This is a genomic window from Enterococcus sp. AZ050 (assembly GCF_051715085.1).
Lineage (GTDB): Bacteria > Bacillota > Bacilli > Lactobacillales > Enterococcaceae > Enterococcus > Enterococcus faecalis.
The window spans coordinates 2,060,951-2,076,767 of record NZ_JBIOTC010000001.1 but is presented as its reverse complement, the minus strand read 5'-3'; the positions used below and the strand labels follow the sequence as shown (position 1 = coordinate 2,076,767).

Genomic DNA, 15,817 nt, shown 5'->3' with positions numbered 1-15,817 from the left:
TGAGTAGGCCCTGTTTTTTTGTTATTCGCTGACAACCTTGAATTTTGTATCCGCCAACGTGGTATTCAGTTCATCCTGGCTTACTTCACGATCTGCTGTCACAACGGCTGTTTGATCTGCCAAGTGAACCGCAACATTCGTTACGCCGTCAATTCCACTAAATTTTTCAGTGACCGCTTGAACACAGCCATCACATTTCATCCCATCAATTTTTACTGTTTTTTCCATTTCACTTCATCCTTTTCAATTTTATTTTTGACTTCCACTAGTTCTTTTCACCGTCGAAGGTTTAAATCCTTTTAAGCGTAAAGCGTTTAGTAAGACAGAGACTGAACTAAAACTCATAGCTGCTGCTGCAATCATCGGACTTAACAAAGGTCCACCAAATAAGTGTAACACACCCATAGCCACTGGAATACCTAATGTATTATAGGCAAATGCCCAGAAAAGATTTTCTTTGATGTTTTTGATGGTCGCTTTACTTAATTCAACTGCTGTAGGCACATCCATTAAATCACTACGCATTAGCACAATATCGGCCGATTCCATTGCAACATCTGTGCCTGAACCAATAGCAATCCCCACATCCGCTTGGGCAAGTGCTGGTGCATCATTAATACCGTCACCCACCATCGCAACTTTTTTGCCTTCTGCTTGTAGTTTTTTCACTTCTAACGCTTTATCTTCTGGTAAAACTTCACTTAAGACACGATCGATACCTACTTGTTTCGCAATCGCCTCTGCAGTACACTTGTTGTCTCCCGTAATCATCACGGCTTCGATCCCCATTTTATGCAAACGTGCAATGGCTGTTTGACTGCTATCCTTCACAGTATCTGCTACCGCAATGATACCCGCAAACGAACCATCTTTTGCCACAAACATTGGGGTTTTCCCTTCTTCTGCCAAACGATCCGCTTGTTGAACAAACGTCGATAGCTCGATGGCTTCTTCTTTCATTAATTTTATATTGCCCAAAAGTAGGACTCGTTCGTTGATTGTCACACGGATGCCGTGACCTGGAATCGCTGAAAAATCGCTTCCTTCTACTAATGGCAATTGACGTTCTTTAGCCGCTCCCACAATTGCTTCACCTAGAGGATGTTCTGATCCTTGTTCTGCAGAAGCTGCTAATGTTAGTAACTCAGCTTCTGAAAGTGCTGAATCAGCAACTAAAATATCCGTAACCACCGGTTTGCCTTCTGTAATAGTTCCTGTTTTATCAAACACGATTGTTTGAATTTTGTGAGTGGTTTCTAAAGCATCCCCACTTTTAATTAAAACGCCATTTTCAGCGCCCTTACCTGTCCCCACCATAATCGCAGTCGGCGTTGCCAAGCCGAGCGCACAAGGACAAGCAATCACTAACACAGAAATGGTAATTGTCAAAGCGAAAATCCATGACTCTTGTCCTAAAAAGAACCAAGCCAAGCCAGAAAGAACAGCCAAACCAATAACGATTGGGACAAAAACACCCGAAATTTTATCAGCTAATTGTGCAATCGGCGCTTTTGAGCCTTGCGCATCTTCCACTAATTGAATGATTTGGGCAAGGGCCGTCTCTTTTCCCACTTTTGTCGCCTTGAATTGAAAGCTGCCATTTTTATTGATGCTAGCACCAATTACTGCATCACCGACTTTCTTTTCAACAGGCAAACTTTCGCCCGTTAACATGGCTTCATCCACAGAACTACTGCCTGAAACAATCACTCCATCAACAGGGATTTTATCTCCTGGGCGAACAATCACAATGTCATCCAACTGAACAGCATCAACTGGCACTTCAATTTCTGCGCCATCACGTAAAATATGAGCAGTTTTCGGCGCCAAACCCATTAATTTTTTTATCGCATCTGAGGTTTTCCCTTTTGAAACAGCTTCGAAATATTTTCCTAATGTAATTAAGGTTAAAATAACACCCGCTGATTCATAATAAAGAGCCATTGTAAAACTTGTGTCTCCTAAAAATATCATGACTGTGCCATATAAACTATACACAAAAGCAGCACTGGTTCCTAAAGCTACTAAAGAAAACATATTCGGATGCCCTTTAAATAATGCTTTAAAACCGACTGTGAAAAATTCTCTGCCGACATATAGGACGGGTAACGTCAAAATCAATTGAACCATTGCAAAGGTCGTCGCATGTGTCATTGGATTCAAAAAATCCGGCAATGGTAAGCCTACCATATGTCCCATCGCAATATAAAGAAGGGGTACTGTAAACACCGCTGAGATCCAAAAACGTTGCCACATCTCAGCAATATGTTTTTGTTTCTTTTCACGATCTTGGTCCGCTGTTGCACCGGCAGCGACTTCTTCTGTCGCTTGATAACCTGCATCCGTAACTGCTTTGATAATTTCAACACTCGTTACTTGATGGTCGTCATAACTAACCACCAGTTTTTCCGTGGCTAAATTAACAATCGCTTGTTGAACACCAGATAATTGGTTCACAGCTTTTTCAATCGTTTGGGCACAGGAAGCACAACTCATTCCTTCAATCGCAAACGTTCGTTGCTGGGCTGGGCTAATCGCCTTGTAGCCAGCATCTGACACAGCTTCCTTAATTTCTTCTTCTGTGACTTCCGTCTGATCATACGTGACACTTAATTTTTCCGTAGCTAAATTGACACTTGCCTTTGCCATCCCAGGTAACTTCGCCGTAGCCTTTTCAATCGTTTGGGCACAGGAAGCACAGCTCATCCCTTCAATATCAAACGTTTTACTTTCCATTTTTTTCACTCCTTTTTAAATTAAATGACATTGGCATTGACCAGGAATACAGTTGCAAGGGACGGATTCAACCGCCGTCTTGCGCTTCTCTTTCAAGAGTTCCTCTAATCGATCCAAATCGTCATAACTCAACTGACTCTCTGTTAAAATTGTTTCTACCACGGAACCAACTTTACGGCTGCACACTTTGGCCAAAAGTTCGTCTGCCACCGTTTCAACGCTCCGACGTTCTTCTACTAGCGGATAATAAATATATTTATTACCTGCTTTCTCCGTTCCAACTAACCCTTTATCTGTTAAACGACTTAGTAACGTCTTGACGGTCGTTGATTTCCATTCTTTCTTCTCATTTAAAAGTGTATGCACTTCACGACTCGTGGTCTTACCTTGGGTCCAAATAACCCGCATGACTTCCCACTCTGCATCAGTAATTGTCGCTAATTTATCTTTTGCCATACTCGTTAAATTCCTCCTTCATCAATAAAAAAAGAGTTCAAGAATATTGACTACAAACGTAGTCGTTTATCTTGAACTCATCATATAGCTATTTTATTTTTTTGTCAACAACTTCTGCTCATCTTTTTTATTGCAACGCAGATTCTTGTTTTTTAACAAAGTATTTCAATAAGAACGGTGCAACTAAGGTCGTTAAGATAATTACCACAATCATGCTCGTATAATACGCTTCTGAAAGTAATTTAGATTGGTAGCCAATTTGCGCAATGATTAATGCCATTTCCCCACGCGAAACCATCCCAGCACCGACCATTAAAGAACTTGTATTGGAGAAACCAACCATTTTCGCTCCCCAGGCACCGCCCAGTAATTTCGTTAAAATCGCCATAATCGTCATTACCAAAATAAAAGGTAAATCCTTTCCTAACGTGTTAAATGTCACTGATAAGCCAATGCTGGCAAAGAAGACGGGAATAAACACGGCATAGCCAATAGCTTCAATATTGAAATCAATTTCTGTTTTTGCATCCGTTTGTCCCACAGCAATCCCTGCAAAAAAAGCACCTACGACAGAACTTAAACCAACTAAATCAGCCAAATAAGCCATGCCCAAACAGATAATCAATGACATGATAATAACAGACGACCCAATGTTCATTTTTTGACTTAAACGTAGTAAATAGGGAGCAATAAAGCGGACCAAAAAGAAAATCCCAATAAAGAATAAGCCTTGTTCAATTAACTTAACAATAAAGCTGACTTCTGTATTGCCGCCTGTACTTGCACCAATCATGCCGACAGCGACACTTAAAATAATCACGACCACGATATCGTCAACGACGGAAGCCCCAAGAATCGTTGCACCTTCTTTACTACTTAAAACATTCAACTCTCTTAATACTTCTACTGAAATGCTGACCGACGTTGCTGCTAAAACTAACCCAAGGAAAAAAGCTTCTTTCCAAGAAAAAGCAAACAGCTGACCAATCAACATAGTAAAACCAACCGGTAAAACGATGCCCAAAATAGCGACCATGACACTAGGTTTCGCATATTTTTTCAATAATTCCAATTCACATTCCATTCCAGCAATAAACATCAGCATAATGACACCAATTTCTGAAAAGTCATGCACAAACACATCTTGATGCACAATATTTAACATCGCTGGACCTAACACAATCCCTACTAGCAATTGCCCAATTACCGCAGGAATTCCTACTCTTTTACAAGCAACACCTGCTAAAGTCGTTGTAATTAAAATCAAACATAAAATACCTAAAAATTCCATTCTATTTCCCTCTTTCTCTATTAACCAATCATCACTGATTCTTTTGGATATTGAACTTTCGACTGACTTTCCAAGCCTTTCTTAATTAATGACAATAACACCGTGTACACACCCACACGACCGATGAACATTAGAAAAATAATCACCAGTTTACCAAAAACAGTTAAATCTGGTGTTAACCCCATTGTTAAACCGACCGTTCCAAATGCAGAAATCACTTCAAAAACAATATACTCAATCCCGTTTTTTAAAGGTAATGTTTCTGTAAACGAGAGAATAACCGAAGCAGTTACACATAAAAAAGTTGCCAAGAAGAACAAAGTAAACGCTTGGAGCACTACTCGCTCAGGAATTGTGCGTTCATGGAATTCCACTCGCTGTTTCCCTTTAAAAATTGCACGAAATTGTAAAAATAACACACCAAACGTAGTGGTTTTCAAGCCGCCAGCGGTTGATCCTGAAGTGCCACCAATAAACATCCACAAAATCGTGACAATCAGGCCTGGATTACTCATTTTCAAATAATCAACTGAATAAAAGCCAGCCGTTCTTGGTGTAACCGACAAGAACCAACTGTTGACAAGACGCTGCCAAAAAGACATGTCAGCTGGAAAATGGCGATATTCTGAAATGTAAAAAATAACGGTCCCTAAGACTAAAAAGGTGGCGGTCACCGTTAAAGCAAGGCGTGTATGAATACTAACACGGTGCTTAATTTTATTTTTATAGCCTTTAATCATTGCAAAAATATCGCGCCACACAATAAATCCTAAACCACCAGCTATAATTAAAAAGCTAATGACTAGTAAAAGATAAGGCGAATTTTGATAAGGAACCATACTATCCCCTAGCAAATCAAAGCCAGCATTACAAAATGCCGAAACGGCATGGAAGAGACTAAAAAACAACCCTTTTTTCCACCCAAATGTTGGCACAAATTGAAAGGACAACAAGAAGGCTCCAAGTAATTGAATAATGGCCGCAAACTTCATAATATATTTCATTAAACGAAAAACTCCGGAAACTTCACTAACATTTAAAGCTTCTTGATACAACATCCGTACACTTAGTGACGCTTTTTTCCGCAGCAAACTAAAGAAAATCGTGGCAACGGTTAAAAAGCCTAAGCCACCTAATTCAATCAAAATCATAATAATAACTTGCCCGATAGGACTCCAATGTTCCGCCGTATTCAAAGGCGAAAGCCCTGTAACACAGACGGCGGAAGTTGCCACGAAAAAAGCATCAATCCATTGCGTTTTTTGTCCAGCTTGTGCAGAAAAAGGCATCATTAATAAGATTGTGCCTACAACAATTAATAGAAAAAAGCCTAAGACAATTGTTTGAACAGGTGAAATATACAACCTTCTTTTGATCTGATGTTTCATTTTTTTCTCCTCTACCATTTCTTTGTCAATCAAAAACAACACAAACGGCTAGACAACTGTTGCTTTGTTCCTCTCGCCCTATGAGAAACTCAAAACCTTGAAAGCAACTTGCCCAACCGAATAATTATTTTTTAATTTTTGTTTTCACGTTGATAAATCGAATAAACCAACTCATTTTTTTGATAAACCTGTTTTAAACGAACTGGGATTGATTGAGCCATTGTCTCGTATAGAGCAATGCCCTCACCCAGAAACAGTGGTATTGTCGTCAAAATGAAGGTATCAATTAAATCAGCTGCCAAAAGCGGTTGAACCACTTTCGGGCCTCCAACAATCCAAATTCCCGCGCCGTCTTCTTCTTTGAGACGACGAATTAATGTGACGGGATCTTCCTTGGTAAAAGTTCTTGAAGCAGTTGATGGTTCTGGATGAGAGGTAATGATATAAGAATGCTTGTCTTCATAAAAATACACATCTGGGGACAATTCTTGTGTCACTTGATCATAAGTAGTCCGCCCCATTACCACAGTGTCTATTTTTTCATACATTTCATCGTAACTACGATCTTCTTCATCGCCACGAATATTCTCTTCTAACCAAGCAACACCGCCCGCTTTGTCCGCAATGAAACCATCAATACTCGCTGCAATAAATAAAATTACTTCCCGTGCCACATCAACGCCTCCTTTTCTCTTCTTATCTATTTTAGCTTGTTTTCTCAAAAAACTCTAGGGGTGCGCATTGTTATTTTTAAAAGAAAAAAGAGAAAAACTAGAATAATTGGGCTACTTTTTGTAAAATAGGAAATAAGAAACTTTTTATTGAGTTATTTTACATTTTTTTCAAGAAAAATAAGAATTGGTTTATTTGATTTACACAAAAAAATAACATATTCAGTTTTTATATAAAGGAGGATTACTTTGTTTGATTTAGAGAAGGTTCAGACCTTGAATGAATTAGAAATGCTCGTTTACCATTATGTATTGGAACACCTGCACCAAATCCCTCAACAGACCATTCGCCAACTGGCTACTTCCTGTCATGTCTCCACCTCAACGATTCTACGATTTTGTAACAAAATGGGCTATGCTGGTTTTTCCGAATTAAAACATGCAGTGAAAGAAGAAGCCAAACAAACACAAACGTTTGAAAATTTTTATGATGCCACGGTTCACGTCGATGCTTTTTTAAAAAAATTAAACCAAGAAACCTATTACGAAATGCTTCGTCCAGCAATTCAAATGATTGTTCAAGCACGTCACGTTGCCTTTACTGGCATTGGTACTAGCGGAATTTTAGGTAGTTATGGCAGTCGTTATTTTGCCAACTTAAATATCAATTCTTACAGTATTGCTGATCCCTTTACGCCTATCCCCAAGCGCGGATTTGAAAATACATTAGCCTTGATTCTGTCTGTATCTGGGGAAACCAATGAAATGATTAAACAAATGACCGATTTTAAAACAGCTGGTGCCAAAGTGCTAAGCATTACCAACAATCAACATTCAACTATTGCCCGCTTGGCTGACTACAACATCTCCTATTATATGCCCGACGAACGTTCTCCATTTGCAGATAAGTCAGTCAATACAACCACTCAAATCCCTGTCATTGCTTTAATTGAACTCCTAGCTCATCAAGCAAGTCAACTTTTAAAGGAACTAGATGAAACACCTTTCTAGTTGTTTTTCACAAAAGCTCATGCTGTTTTAGACAGCATGAGCTTTTTTGTTTTTTTTCTTGGTACATGTTTCTCATTCAAGCAAAAGTCTATTTTTTCTTCAAATAAGCTTATATAGTAAATGTGTAAACGGATACATTTGCATTTATATTATTCTTCAAAGGAGAGATTTTTATGAACGAATGGATTAACGAGAAATTATTACCTCCAGTACTAAAATTCGTCAATACCAAAGCAATTACTGCCTTACGGAACGGGATGCTTTACACGATGCCTTTTACCATTGTTGGTTCCGTGTTTCTTCTATTAGCGAATTTCCCAGTTACAGCTATTTCTGAATGGGTTAACGCAAGCGGTCTGGCTGTTTATTTCAATCAAGCATATGGGGCATCTTTTGCGATTATGTCGTTATTTGCGGTCATCGGTATTGCCTACTCATATGTAAAAAGCGAGGGATTTGAAGGCCTCCCAGCGGGTATGATTGCCATGGTGGTTTTCATTTTGTTTATGTCATCTGAAGTCAAAGATGCGGTTTCTGGCGCAGTAGTTGGCAATGTCATCAACAAAGATTGGACAGCTGGCAAAGGAATGATTACAGCTATTATTGTTGGTTTGTTAGTCGGCGTTGTATATAGTTGGTTTTTACGTCATGATATTCGTATCAAATTACCAGAAGCTGTACCAGAAAATGTGGCCAATTCCTTTACTGCGTTAATTCCTGCCAGCGTCATTGTAACTGGTGCAATGCTAATTTTCATTCTTCTAGATAAAGTCTTCAATACGACATTCTTTGACTTTATTTACGAAGTGCTACAATCACCACTTCAAGGAGTCACAGATTCACTAGGTGGCGCATTACTATTAGGTTTTGTCATTCCGCTCTTTTGGTTTTTCGGTGTTCACGGGTCAACAATCGTTGGCGGTATCATGGGCCCTATTTTACAAGCAAACTCTTTAGAAAACACCGAAATTTTGAAATCTGGAAAAGACTTAACACTGGCTAATGGTGGCCATATTGTTACACAACAATTTTTAGATCAATTTTTAACGGTCACTGGTGCGGGCATGACAATCGGGTTAGTCGTGTTCATGGTTTTCTTTGCCAAATCAGCTCAGTTTAAGCAATTAGGTCGGCTTTCAATTGGGCCAGCTGTTTTCAATATTAACGAGCCAATTGTCTTTGCTACACCTATCGTGATGAACCCAATCATGGCTATGCCATTCATTATCACACCGATTGTTTCTTCTGTTGTGACATATTTTGCCTTGTACACAGGACTGGTTCCTCTCTTTACTGCGGTACAAGTTCCCTGGACTACTCCTCCAATCATTTCTGGACTTTTAGTTGGTGGTTGGCAAGCCGCGTTGCTTCAAGTAGTGGTACTGACGATGAGTTTCTTTATCTATTTACCGTTTGCTAAAAAAATGGATGCACTTAACTACGCAGAAGAAACCAATCAACCGATTACTGAAGAAACCCTTGAAAAAGTCGAAGCACAAAACGTATAAAAATTTGAACAAAGGACTGAAACGATATGTCAATTTTGAAAAATGATTTTCTTTGGGGCGGCGCTGTCGCTGCTCATCAATTAGAAGGAGGCTGGGACCAAGGCGGTAAAGGGGTGAGCGTGGCGGATGTAATGACTGCCGGTGCACATGGCGTCCCTCGTAAAATTACCGCAGGCGTTTTACCAGATGAACACTATCCTAACCATGAAGCGATTGATTTTTACCATCGCTATCAAGAAGATATTCAACTATTCAAAGAACTTGGTTTAAATTGTTTCCGAACCTCTATTGCTTGGACACGAATTTTTCCTAACGGAGATGAAGAAACGCCCAATGAAGAAGGCCTTCGTTTTTATGATGCACTTTTTGACGAGTGTTTGAAAAATGGCATTGAGCCAGTCGTGACACTGTCTCACTTTGAAATGCCTTATCATTTAGTCACAAAATATGGCGGCTTTCGCAATCGCCAGGTCATTGATTTTTTTGTCAAATTTGCTGAAGTCTGTTTCACTCGTTACCAGAAAAAAGTCAAATATTGGATGACCTTTAACGAAATTAACAACCAAGCCAATTATGAAGAAGATTTTGCACCTTTTACTAACTCTGGTATTGCTTACCAAGAAGGAGAAGACCGCGAAGCAATTATGTATCAGGCTGCTCATTATGAACTAGTCGCTAGCGCACGTGCAGTGAAAATTGGCCACGCTATCAATCCTGACTTCCAAATTGGCTGTATGATTGCGATGGTGCCTATTTATCCTTATTCTTGTAATCCTGAGGATATGATGATGAGTGTTAGCGCAATGCAAAAACGTTATTGGTTTACCGATGTTCATGTCCGCGGTCATTATCCAAGTGCAATTCAATGCTATTTGAAACGAAAAAACATTTCATTAGATGTCACAAAAGAAGATTTAACTGATTTAGCTAATGGCTGTGTTGATTATATTGGCTTTAGCTATTACATGTCGTTTGCTGTAAAAGGTGCAGAAAAGGCCCCTACTTTTGACTACAATGAAGCAAAAGACTTGGTGCGAAATCCTTATGTAGCAACATCTGATTGGGGCTGGCAAATCGATCCTATGGGCTTACGCTATGCAATGAATTGGTTCAATGATCGGTATGAATTACCACTCTTTATTGTCGAAAATGGCTTTGGTGCTATTGATGAGCTAGAACCAGACGGAACGATTAACGACACTTACCGAATCGCTTATTTACGTGAACATATTGAGATGATGAAAGAAGCCGTTGCGTATGACGGCATTGATTTGATGGGCTACACACCTTGGGGATTCATCGATTTAGTGAGCGCTAGTACAGGCGAAATGAAGAAACGGTATGGCTTCATTTATGTAGATAAAGACAACGATGGTCACGGAACGTTGGAGCGGCGAAAGAAAAAATCGTTTGCTTGGTATCAACAAGTGATTGCTACGAATGGAGAAGAATTATAAACAAAAGGCCTTCGTCTAAAGACGAGGGCCTTTTGTTTATGCTTGTAATCCCTTTTCTAAATCAGCCAATAAATCTTCGACTGCTTCAATTCCTACAGATAAACGAATGAGTCCATCTTTAATTCCCACGGCTTCACGATTTTCTTTGGGGATAGATGCGTGAGTCATAATGGCAGGTACTTCAATTAAACTTTCTACGCCACCTAAACTTTCCGCTAAAGTAAAAATTTCCAACGCTTCTACGAAAGGAACGACTTGCTCATCCTTGGCTAATTCAAAAGAAATCATGCCACTAAATCCCGACATCTGTTTTTGCGCAATTTCGTGACCAGGATGACTCGCTAGTCCTGGATAATACACTGTTGCTACAGCTGGATGCGCTTCTAAAAATTCTGCGATTTTTTGAGCATTTTGGGCATGCGCTGCCATCCGGACGCCTAATGTTTTTAAACTACGTTGGACCAACCAACTATCATGTGGTCCTAAAACAGCGCCAATCGCATTTTGTAAAAAGGCAATCTTTTCTGCGCTTTCTGGATGATTCGTTACGACTAAACCAGAAACTACATCACTATGGCCCCCTAAATATTTTGTCCCGCTGTGAACCACAATATCAGCACCTAACGCTAACGGCCGTTGAAAATAAGGCGTCGCAAATGTATTATCGACAATGGTTAACAACTGATGTTTTTTAGCAAGCTTAGCTGCCGCTTCAATATCTGTAATTTTTAACAGTGGATTACTTGGTGTTTCCAAAAACAAGGCTTTTGTATTTGGCTGAATTGCATCTTCAATTGTTGATAAGTCACTGGCGTTTACAATCGTGTAGCTTAACCCATTTGCTACAAATACTTTATCCAATAAACGGAAACTGCCCCCATAGACATCGTCACCTAATAAAATATGATCTTCGGGTCCAAACATAGAAATGATTGCATGAATACCAGCTAAGCCTGAGCTAAACGCAAAGCCATGGCTCCCACCTTCTAACTCAGCGATTAAGGTTTCTAATGCGTGACGTGTGGGATTACCTGAACGAGAATATTCATATTCTTTGGGCTGGCCCACGCCATTTTGTTCAAAGGTTGACGTTTGATAAATAGGAACACTCACTGCACCTGTTGTTGTGTCTTTGCTAATGCCGCCATGAATTAATTTGGTATTGAATTTCATAAAAGTTTTCCTCCTAAGAATAAATATTTTTTGATAAATAACGGTCACTACCGTCAGGAAAAATAGTTACAATTGTGCTGCCTGCTGGTAAGCGGCGCGCCTCTCTTAATGCCGCCGCAAACGCTGCGCCGCTGGAGCTTCCCACCAGCAAAGCGCTTTTCTTGGCTAATTGTTTGACCCAGAAAAAACCATCCTCGTCTGAAATGGTATAAAAGCCGTCCACAGGAATCTGTTTAAGAAAAGGCGGCACGAACTCCACGCCAATACCTTCGATTTCATGTCCGTGTGCAGGTCCGCCATTTAAAATCGAACCTTCTGGCTCCACGCCCCATAGTTGCGTCTTACTATTTTGTTCTTTGAGATATCTGCCAACACCTGCAAACGTTCCACCACTGCCTAAACCTGCGACAAAGCTAGTAATCTTCCCGCCTAGGTCTTGAACAATTTCAGGTCCTAATCCTTCGTAGTAAGCAGCAGGATTATCCGGATTTTCAAATTGTAACGGGACGTAACTATTAGGAATTTCCTTGGCTAAGTCTTGGGCACTAGTTATCGCTCCGACAATCCCTTGCTCTGTTGGCGAAGGGACAATTTTAGCACCTAACGCTTGCATCAGCTGTTGTTTTTCCTGACTAAATTTTTCTGGCACAACAAAGATTGTCTTGAGGCCCAGTTGACTGGCAGCTAATGCAAGTCCAATCCCTGTATTCCCCGCTGTCGGTTCAATAATTGTTGTGGCTTGATTTATCTTTCCCGTTTTCATTGCTTCTTTGAGAAGATGCACACCAAGCCGATCTTTGACGCTGCCACCTGGATTCAAATATTCTAGTTTCGCATAAATTTTAGTGCCTTCTGGCATAGGATATTGTTCACTTGTAAATTCAAATAATGGTGTTGCTCCGATTGTGTCTAAAATTGACTGAACAATCATAGCGAATTCCTCCTTCTAATACATGTACATAAAACAAAAAGGCGCTGATCGCATCAGCACCTTTTTTGTTTATTTCTGGTTGTCTAGATTCAGAGAGGAATCGTGTTAGGCAATTTTTCAGAAATAACGGAGGTTTTCCCCATCACAAAAGAGTATGCTGCACTATTTTGCACCATACAACAACAGTTTTCCGTTTCTAAAAAAAGGCTAGCTTGTTTTTTCGTCATGGTTGATTTCCTCCTTCGTCATGTGTTGACCAAACTATACCATTTTCCATTTTCTAGTGTCAACGATTCTAACGATTGCTATTTCCTATCACACCAATGGTTTTCTTATAGGTAAAAGAATTAATAGACCAAAAAAAACAGAAGGCTAGCCTTCTGTTTTTCTGCTACTTATTTAGCACGTTTTAAATACGTACCTTCCGCAGTATTGATTTCTAATAATTCGTCTGCTTCAACAAAATCTGGAACGTTAACAACTAATCCTGTTTCCATTGTAGCGGGTTTACCAGAACCAGTTACTGTTGCGCCTTTGATTGAAGGTTGTGTTTCAGCAACACGTAAGATTACCGTTGTTGGTAAAGTTAAACCAATGACTTCTTCACCATAAAATTGAATTTTTACTTCCATATTTTCTAATAAATATTTTAGTTCTTCTTCAATTAAAGCAGTTGGTACTTCATATTGTTCATATGTTTCTAAATCCATGAAAATAGCCATATCATCTTGGCTGTATAAATATTGAACCGGTTTTGTATCGATGTGCGCTTTTTTCACTTTTTCATCTGGGCGCATTGTTGTATCTGTTGTTGAACCCGTACGAACATCTTTTAATTTCATACGCATAACCGTGTTACCTTTACCTGGTTTGTGGTGGCTAGCTTCCATTACTTTAATTAATTTGCCGTCTTGCTCAAAAGTCATACCGGCTTTTAAATCGCTTGCTGCAATCATTGTAATTTCTCCTTTTCTCTGGTTAATTCTTCATTATTGTAGCAAATAACCTAGGATTAATCTAGGAAATCACGTATCTTTTTTAGAAGTTTATCACTCCCCAGACATTGAATTGGGAAATAAAACGAGTTTAACTTGCCTTTTTTCTTGAATTGCGTTAGAATTACCAAGCTTTCATCAATTATTTTCACTTTTTACATAGAAAAAATCAATCATTAAAGGGGGTGATGATATGATACGTCAAACGCTATCTTTATCAAAAACACATGAGGTTGTCTGTCACTAAACATACGTTGGTGAGACAAATTGCCTTTCAGCGTATGTACTCGGTCTATTTGAAAGGAATTTAAAATCATGAACCCAACTATTCAACCTTACCAATTTAACATAATTAAAGAACAAGTCGCTGTGTTACTAAATACCTATACGTCTGTTAACGATGCTACGACTGTCAAAACTGTCCAGGCCCTATGTGCCGAAAAAATCAATGGGTTATTTCCAGAAGAACACCCTGCTGTTACGATTTTGTTGGACAAAGTGATGGATCGTCGTTTAACACGCGCGCGTGCTGAAAAATATTTAGACGAATTAAAAGAAACCGTGTTGCCCTTTAAAGAACCTTCAACACCACAAGTCACGAAAGTCTTTCGCAAAGTGAAAAAGTTAAAGATTCCTGAGTGGGAAAACATGGATTTACGGAACAATACCTATGTCGGTTGGAACGACGCTGGGACTCAGAAAAAATTTATCTTAGCTTATCGAGAAAATAAATTAATCGGCGTCCACGGCACCCTTTCACCCACCATTGTTAAAGGTGTTTGCTCCATCTGTCAAACAATCACGAATGTGTCTATGTTCCTAGCTACCACCAAATCAGGCGGCGACGGAACCTACACGAAAAAAGGCAATTACATTTGCCATGATAGCGACACCTGTAACCAACAATTAACACAACCTGAATATTTGGAAGCCTTTATGGAAAATGTTAAGGCTGTGAAATAACAAAAAAGAGCGTGGGACAAAAATCACTTTGGATTTTTGCTCCACGCTCAAAAACTGATAAACGGCGGGAACAGAACCAACTCCTTCGGAAATAAGCCGAAATTCTCCAAAAATTAAAGAGCAATTTTCGGAAATTTCTTCTTATTTCTCGGAGCTAAACGGTTCTGTCCCGACCTCTTTTTTGTTACATCTCTTTCAATTTCCCACGAAATTCTTCAATACTTTCATAACCTTTTGCTGCCATGATTTCTTGTAATTCTTTGGCTAGACGCTCAAAAACTTGTGGACCTTCTTGATGCAATTGTGTGCCAACTTGTACTAATGTCGCACCACATAAAAGATGCTCAAAAACATCTTTTCCGCATGTAATACCGCCCGTTCCAATAATTTTGATTTCTGGTTTCAAACGTTGCGCAAACGCACGAACATTGGCTAACGCTGTCGGTTTGACATATTCGCCGCCCAGTCCACCGAAGCCTCCTTTTGGTTTAATGACCACTTCTTCCTTGTCACTGTCAATATATAAACCATTACCGATGCTATTAATACTATTCACGTATACTAAAGGGAATTTATTTAAAATTTCAGCCATTGCGTCAAAATGTGCAATATCAAAAAATGGGGGTAATTTTACACCTAATGGTTTAGTAAAAAATTGGAAAACTTCTGTTAAAAGCTTTTCTGTTAATTCAAAATCATAAGCAATTTGCGGTTTACCAGGCAAATTGGGACAAGACAAATTAAATTCTGTCACTCCTGTGTATTCACTTTCTTGCACTTTTTTTAAAATAGCGATATTTTCCTCATAATTCATACCAGATACAGATAAAAAGCGTAACTCCTCAGGAAATTCCTTTTGACGTGCAATCTGATAATCTAAATAATAATCAATCCCTAAATTAGGCAAGCCCATTGAGTTAATACTTCCTAATGGTGTATCAAAATACCGAGGCTCCTCATTGCCCTGACGAGGATTAGGTGTTGCCGTCTTAGCGACAAAAGCACCTGCTTGAGAAGCCGCTAACTCATCCATTTCCTTAATTGTCATACAATGAATGCCTGATGCGTTCATTAACACATTCGCCAATTTATGTCCCGAAAACTCTACTGAAATATCCAAAAGAAAAACCCTCCTGTAAATTGTTTTACTCATAAGCTTACCACCTTCACATAAGCTTTTTATGATTATAGCATGTTCTTTGACTTTCAGCATGTTTTTTTGTGTTAGTGTTATTTA

15 protein-coding genes are annotated in these 15,817 nt (G+C 39.3%); 4 read left to right on the top strand and 11 right to left on the bottom strand.

Annotation, left to right across the window (positions count from 1 at the left end; translation table 11 throughout):
• Positions 1–21 precede the first annotated feature (21 nt).
• From IGJ04_RS10170 to IGJ04_RS10145, 6 genes are all read right to left on the bottom strand, one after another.
• Positions 22–228 carry a heavy-metal-associated domain-containing protein gene (locus tag IGJ04_RS10170; protein WP_002355215.1) on the bottom strand — a complete coding sequence of 69 codons (207 nt, stop codon included), beginning with the start codon at positions 226–228 and terminating at the stop codon, positions 22–24.
• A gap of 21 nt (positions 229–249) precedes the next feature.
• A complete protein-coding gene (locus IGJ04_RS10165) occupies positions 250–2,736 on the bottom strand; it encodes a heavy metal translocating P-type ATPase (RefSeq protein WP_438840179.1) in 2,487 nt (828 codons plus the stop codon).
• A gap of 15 nt (positions 2,737–2,751) precedes the next feature.
• Positions 2,752–3,192, bottom strand: coding sequence for a CopY/TcrY family copper transport repressor (locus IGJ04_RS10160; RefSeq protein ID WP_002358353.1), 441 nt, complete (start codon positions 3,190–3,192; stop codon positions 2,752–2,754).
• A 127-nt stretch (positions 3,193–3,319) separates the two neighbouring features.
• Complete coding sequence (locus IGJ04_RS10155) at positions 3,320–4,483, bottom strand: cation:proton antiporter (RefSeq protein ID WP_002355211.1); 1,164 nt, start codon at positions 4,481–4,483, stop codon at positions 3,320–3,322.
• 20 nt (positions 4,484–4,503) lie between these two features.
• Positions 4,504–5,871 (bottom strand): TrkH family potassium uptake protein, encoded by a 1,368-nt coding sequence (locus IGJ04_RS10150; protein ID WP_438840178.1) that lies wholly within the window; start codon positions 5,869–5,871, stop codon positions 4,504–4,506.
• A gap of 131 nt (positions 5,872–6,002) precedes the next feature.
• Positions 6,003–6,593 carry a dihydrofolate reductase family protein gene (locus IGJ04_RS10145; RefSeq protein WP_002386047.1) on the bottom strand — a complete coding sequence of 197 codons (591 nt, stop codon included), beginning with the start codon at positions 6,591–6,593 and terminating at the stop codon, positions 6,003–6,005.
• A 198-nt stretch (positions 6,594–6,791) separates the two neighbouring features.
• On the opposite strand from IGJ04_RS10145, the gene genR reads away from it, so the two are divergent.
• From genR to genA, 3 genes are all read left to right on the top strand, one after another.
• Positions 6,792–7,553 (top strand): transcriptional regulator GenR, encoded by a 762-nt coding sequence (gene genR, locus IGJ04_RS10140; protein WP_438840177.1) that lies wholly within the window; start codon positions 6,792–6,794, stop codon positions 7,551–7,553.
• A 173-nt stretch (positions 7,554–7,726) separates the two neighbouring features.
• A complete protein-coding gene (gene genB, locus IGJ04_RS10135; protein ID WP_438840176.1) occupies positions 7,727–9,061 on the top strand; it encodes a PTS sugar transporter subunit IIC in 1,335 nt (444 codons plus the stop codon).
• Between the two features lie 26 nt (positions 9,062–9,087).
• On the top strand, positions 9,088–10,518 hold the full coding sequence (genA, locus tag IGJ04_RS10130) for a 6-phospho-beta-glucosidase GenA (RefSeq protein WP_002358345.1): 1,431 nt from the start codon (positions 9,088–9,090) through the stop codon (positions 10,516–10,518).
• 36 nt (positions 10,519–10,554) lie between these two features.
• Here genA and IGJ04_RS10125 read toward each other — a convergent pair whose 3' ends face one another.
• The 4 genes from IGJ04_RS10125 to efp all read right to left on the bottom strand — a co-directional run bounded on the left by IGJ04_RS10125 (position 10,555) and on the right by efp (position 13,578).
• Positions 10,555–11,691, bottom strand: coding sequence for a cystathionine gamma-synthase (locus tag IGJ04_RS10125; RefSeq protein WP_368552850.1), 1,137 nt, complete (start codon positions 11,689–11,691; stop codon positions 10,555–10,557).
• Positions 11,692–11,704: 13 nt separating this feature from the next.
• Entirely contained in the window at positions 11,705–12,622 is a 918-nt protein-coding gene (locus IGJ04_RS10120; RefSeq protein WP_002361143.1) for a PLP-dependent cysteine synthase family protein, read from the bottom strand.
• Between the two features lie 89 nt (positions 12,623–12,711).
• The gene (locus tag IGJ04_RS10115; RefSeq protein ID WP_438840175.1) at positions 12,712–12,849 is read right to left on the bottom strand and encodes a hypothetical protein; all 138 of its coding nucleotides are present in this window, start codon (positions 12,847–12,849) and stop codon (positions 12,712–12,714) included.
• Between the two features lie 168 nt (positions 12,850–13,017).
• Positions 13,018–13,578, bottom strand: a complete 561-nt coding sequence (gene efp, locus IGJ04_RS10110; protein WP_002355202.1) for an elongation factor P — start codon at positions 13,576–13,578, stop codon at positions 13,018–13,020.
• Positions 13,579–13,932: 354 nt separating this feature from the next.
• Here efp and IGJ04_RS10105 point away from each other — a divergent pair, with 354 nt between their 5' ends.
• Positions 13,933–14,580 carry a FusB/FusC family EF-G-binding protein gene (locus IGJ04_RS10105; protein WP_002355200.1) on the top strand — a complete coding sequence of 216 codons (648 nt, stop codon included), beginning with the start codon at positions 13,933–13,935 and terminating at the stop codon, positions 14,578–14,580.
• 184 nt (positions 14,581–14,764) lie between these two features.
• On the opposite strand, the gene IGJ04_RS10100 is transcribed toward IGJ04_RS10105, so the two are convergent.
• Entirely contained in the window at positions 14,765–15,733 is a 969-nt protein-coding gene (locus tag IGJ04_RS10100; protein ID WP_002386045.1) for a dihydroorotate oxidase, read from the bottom strand.
• Positions 15,734–15,817: the final 84 nt, after the last annotated feature.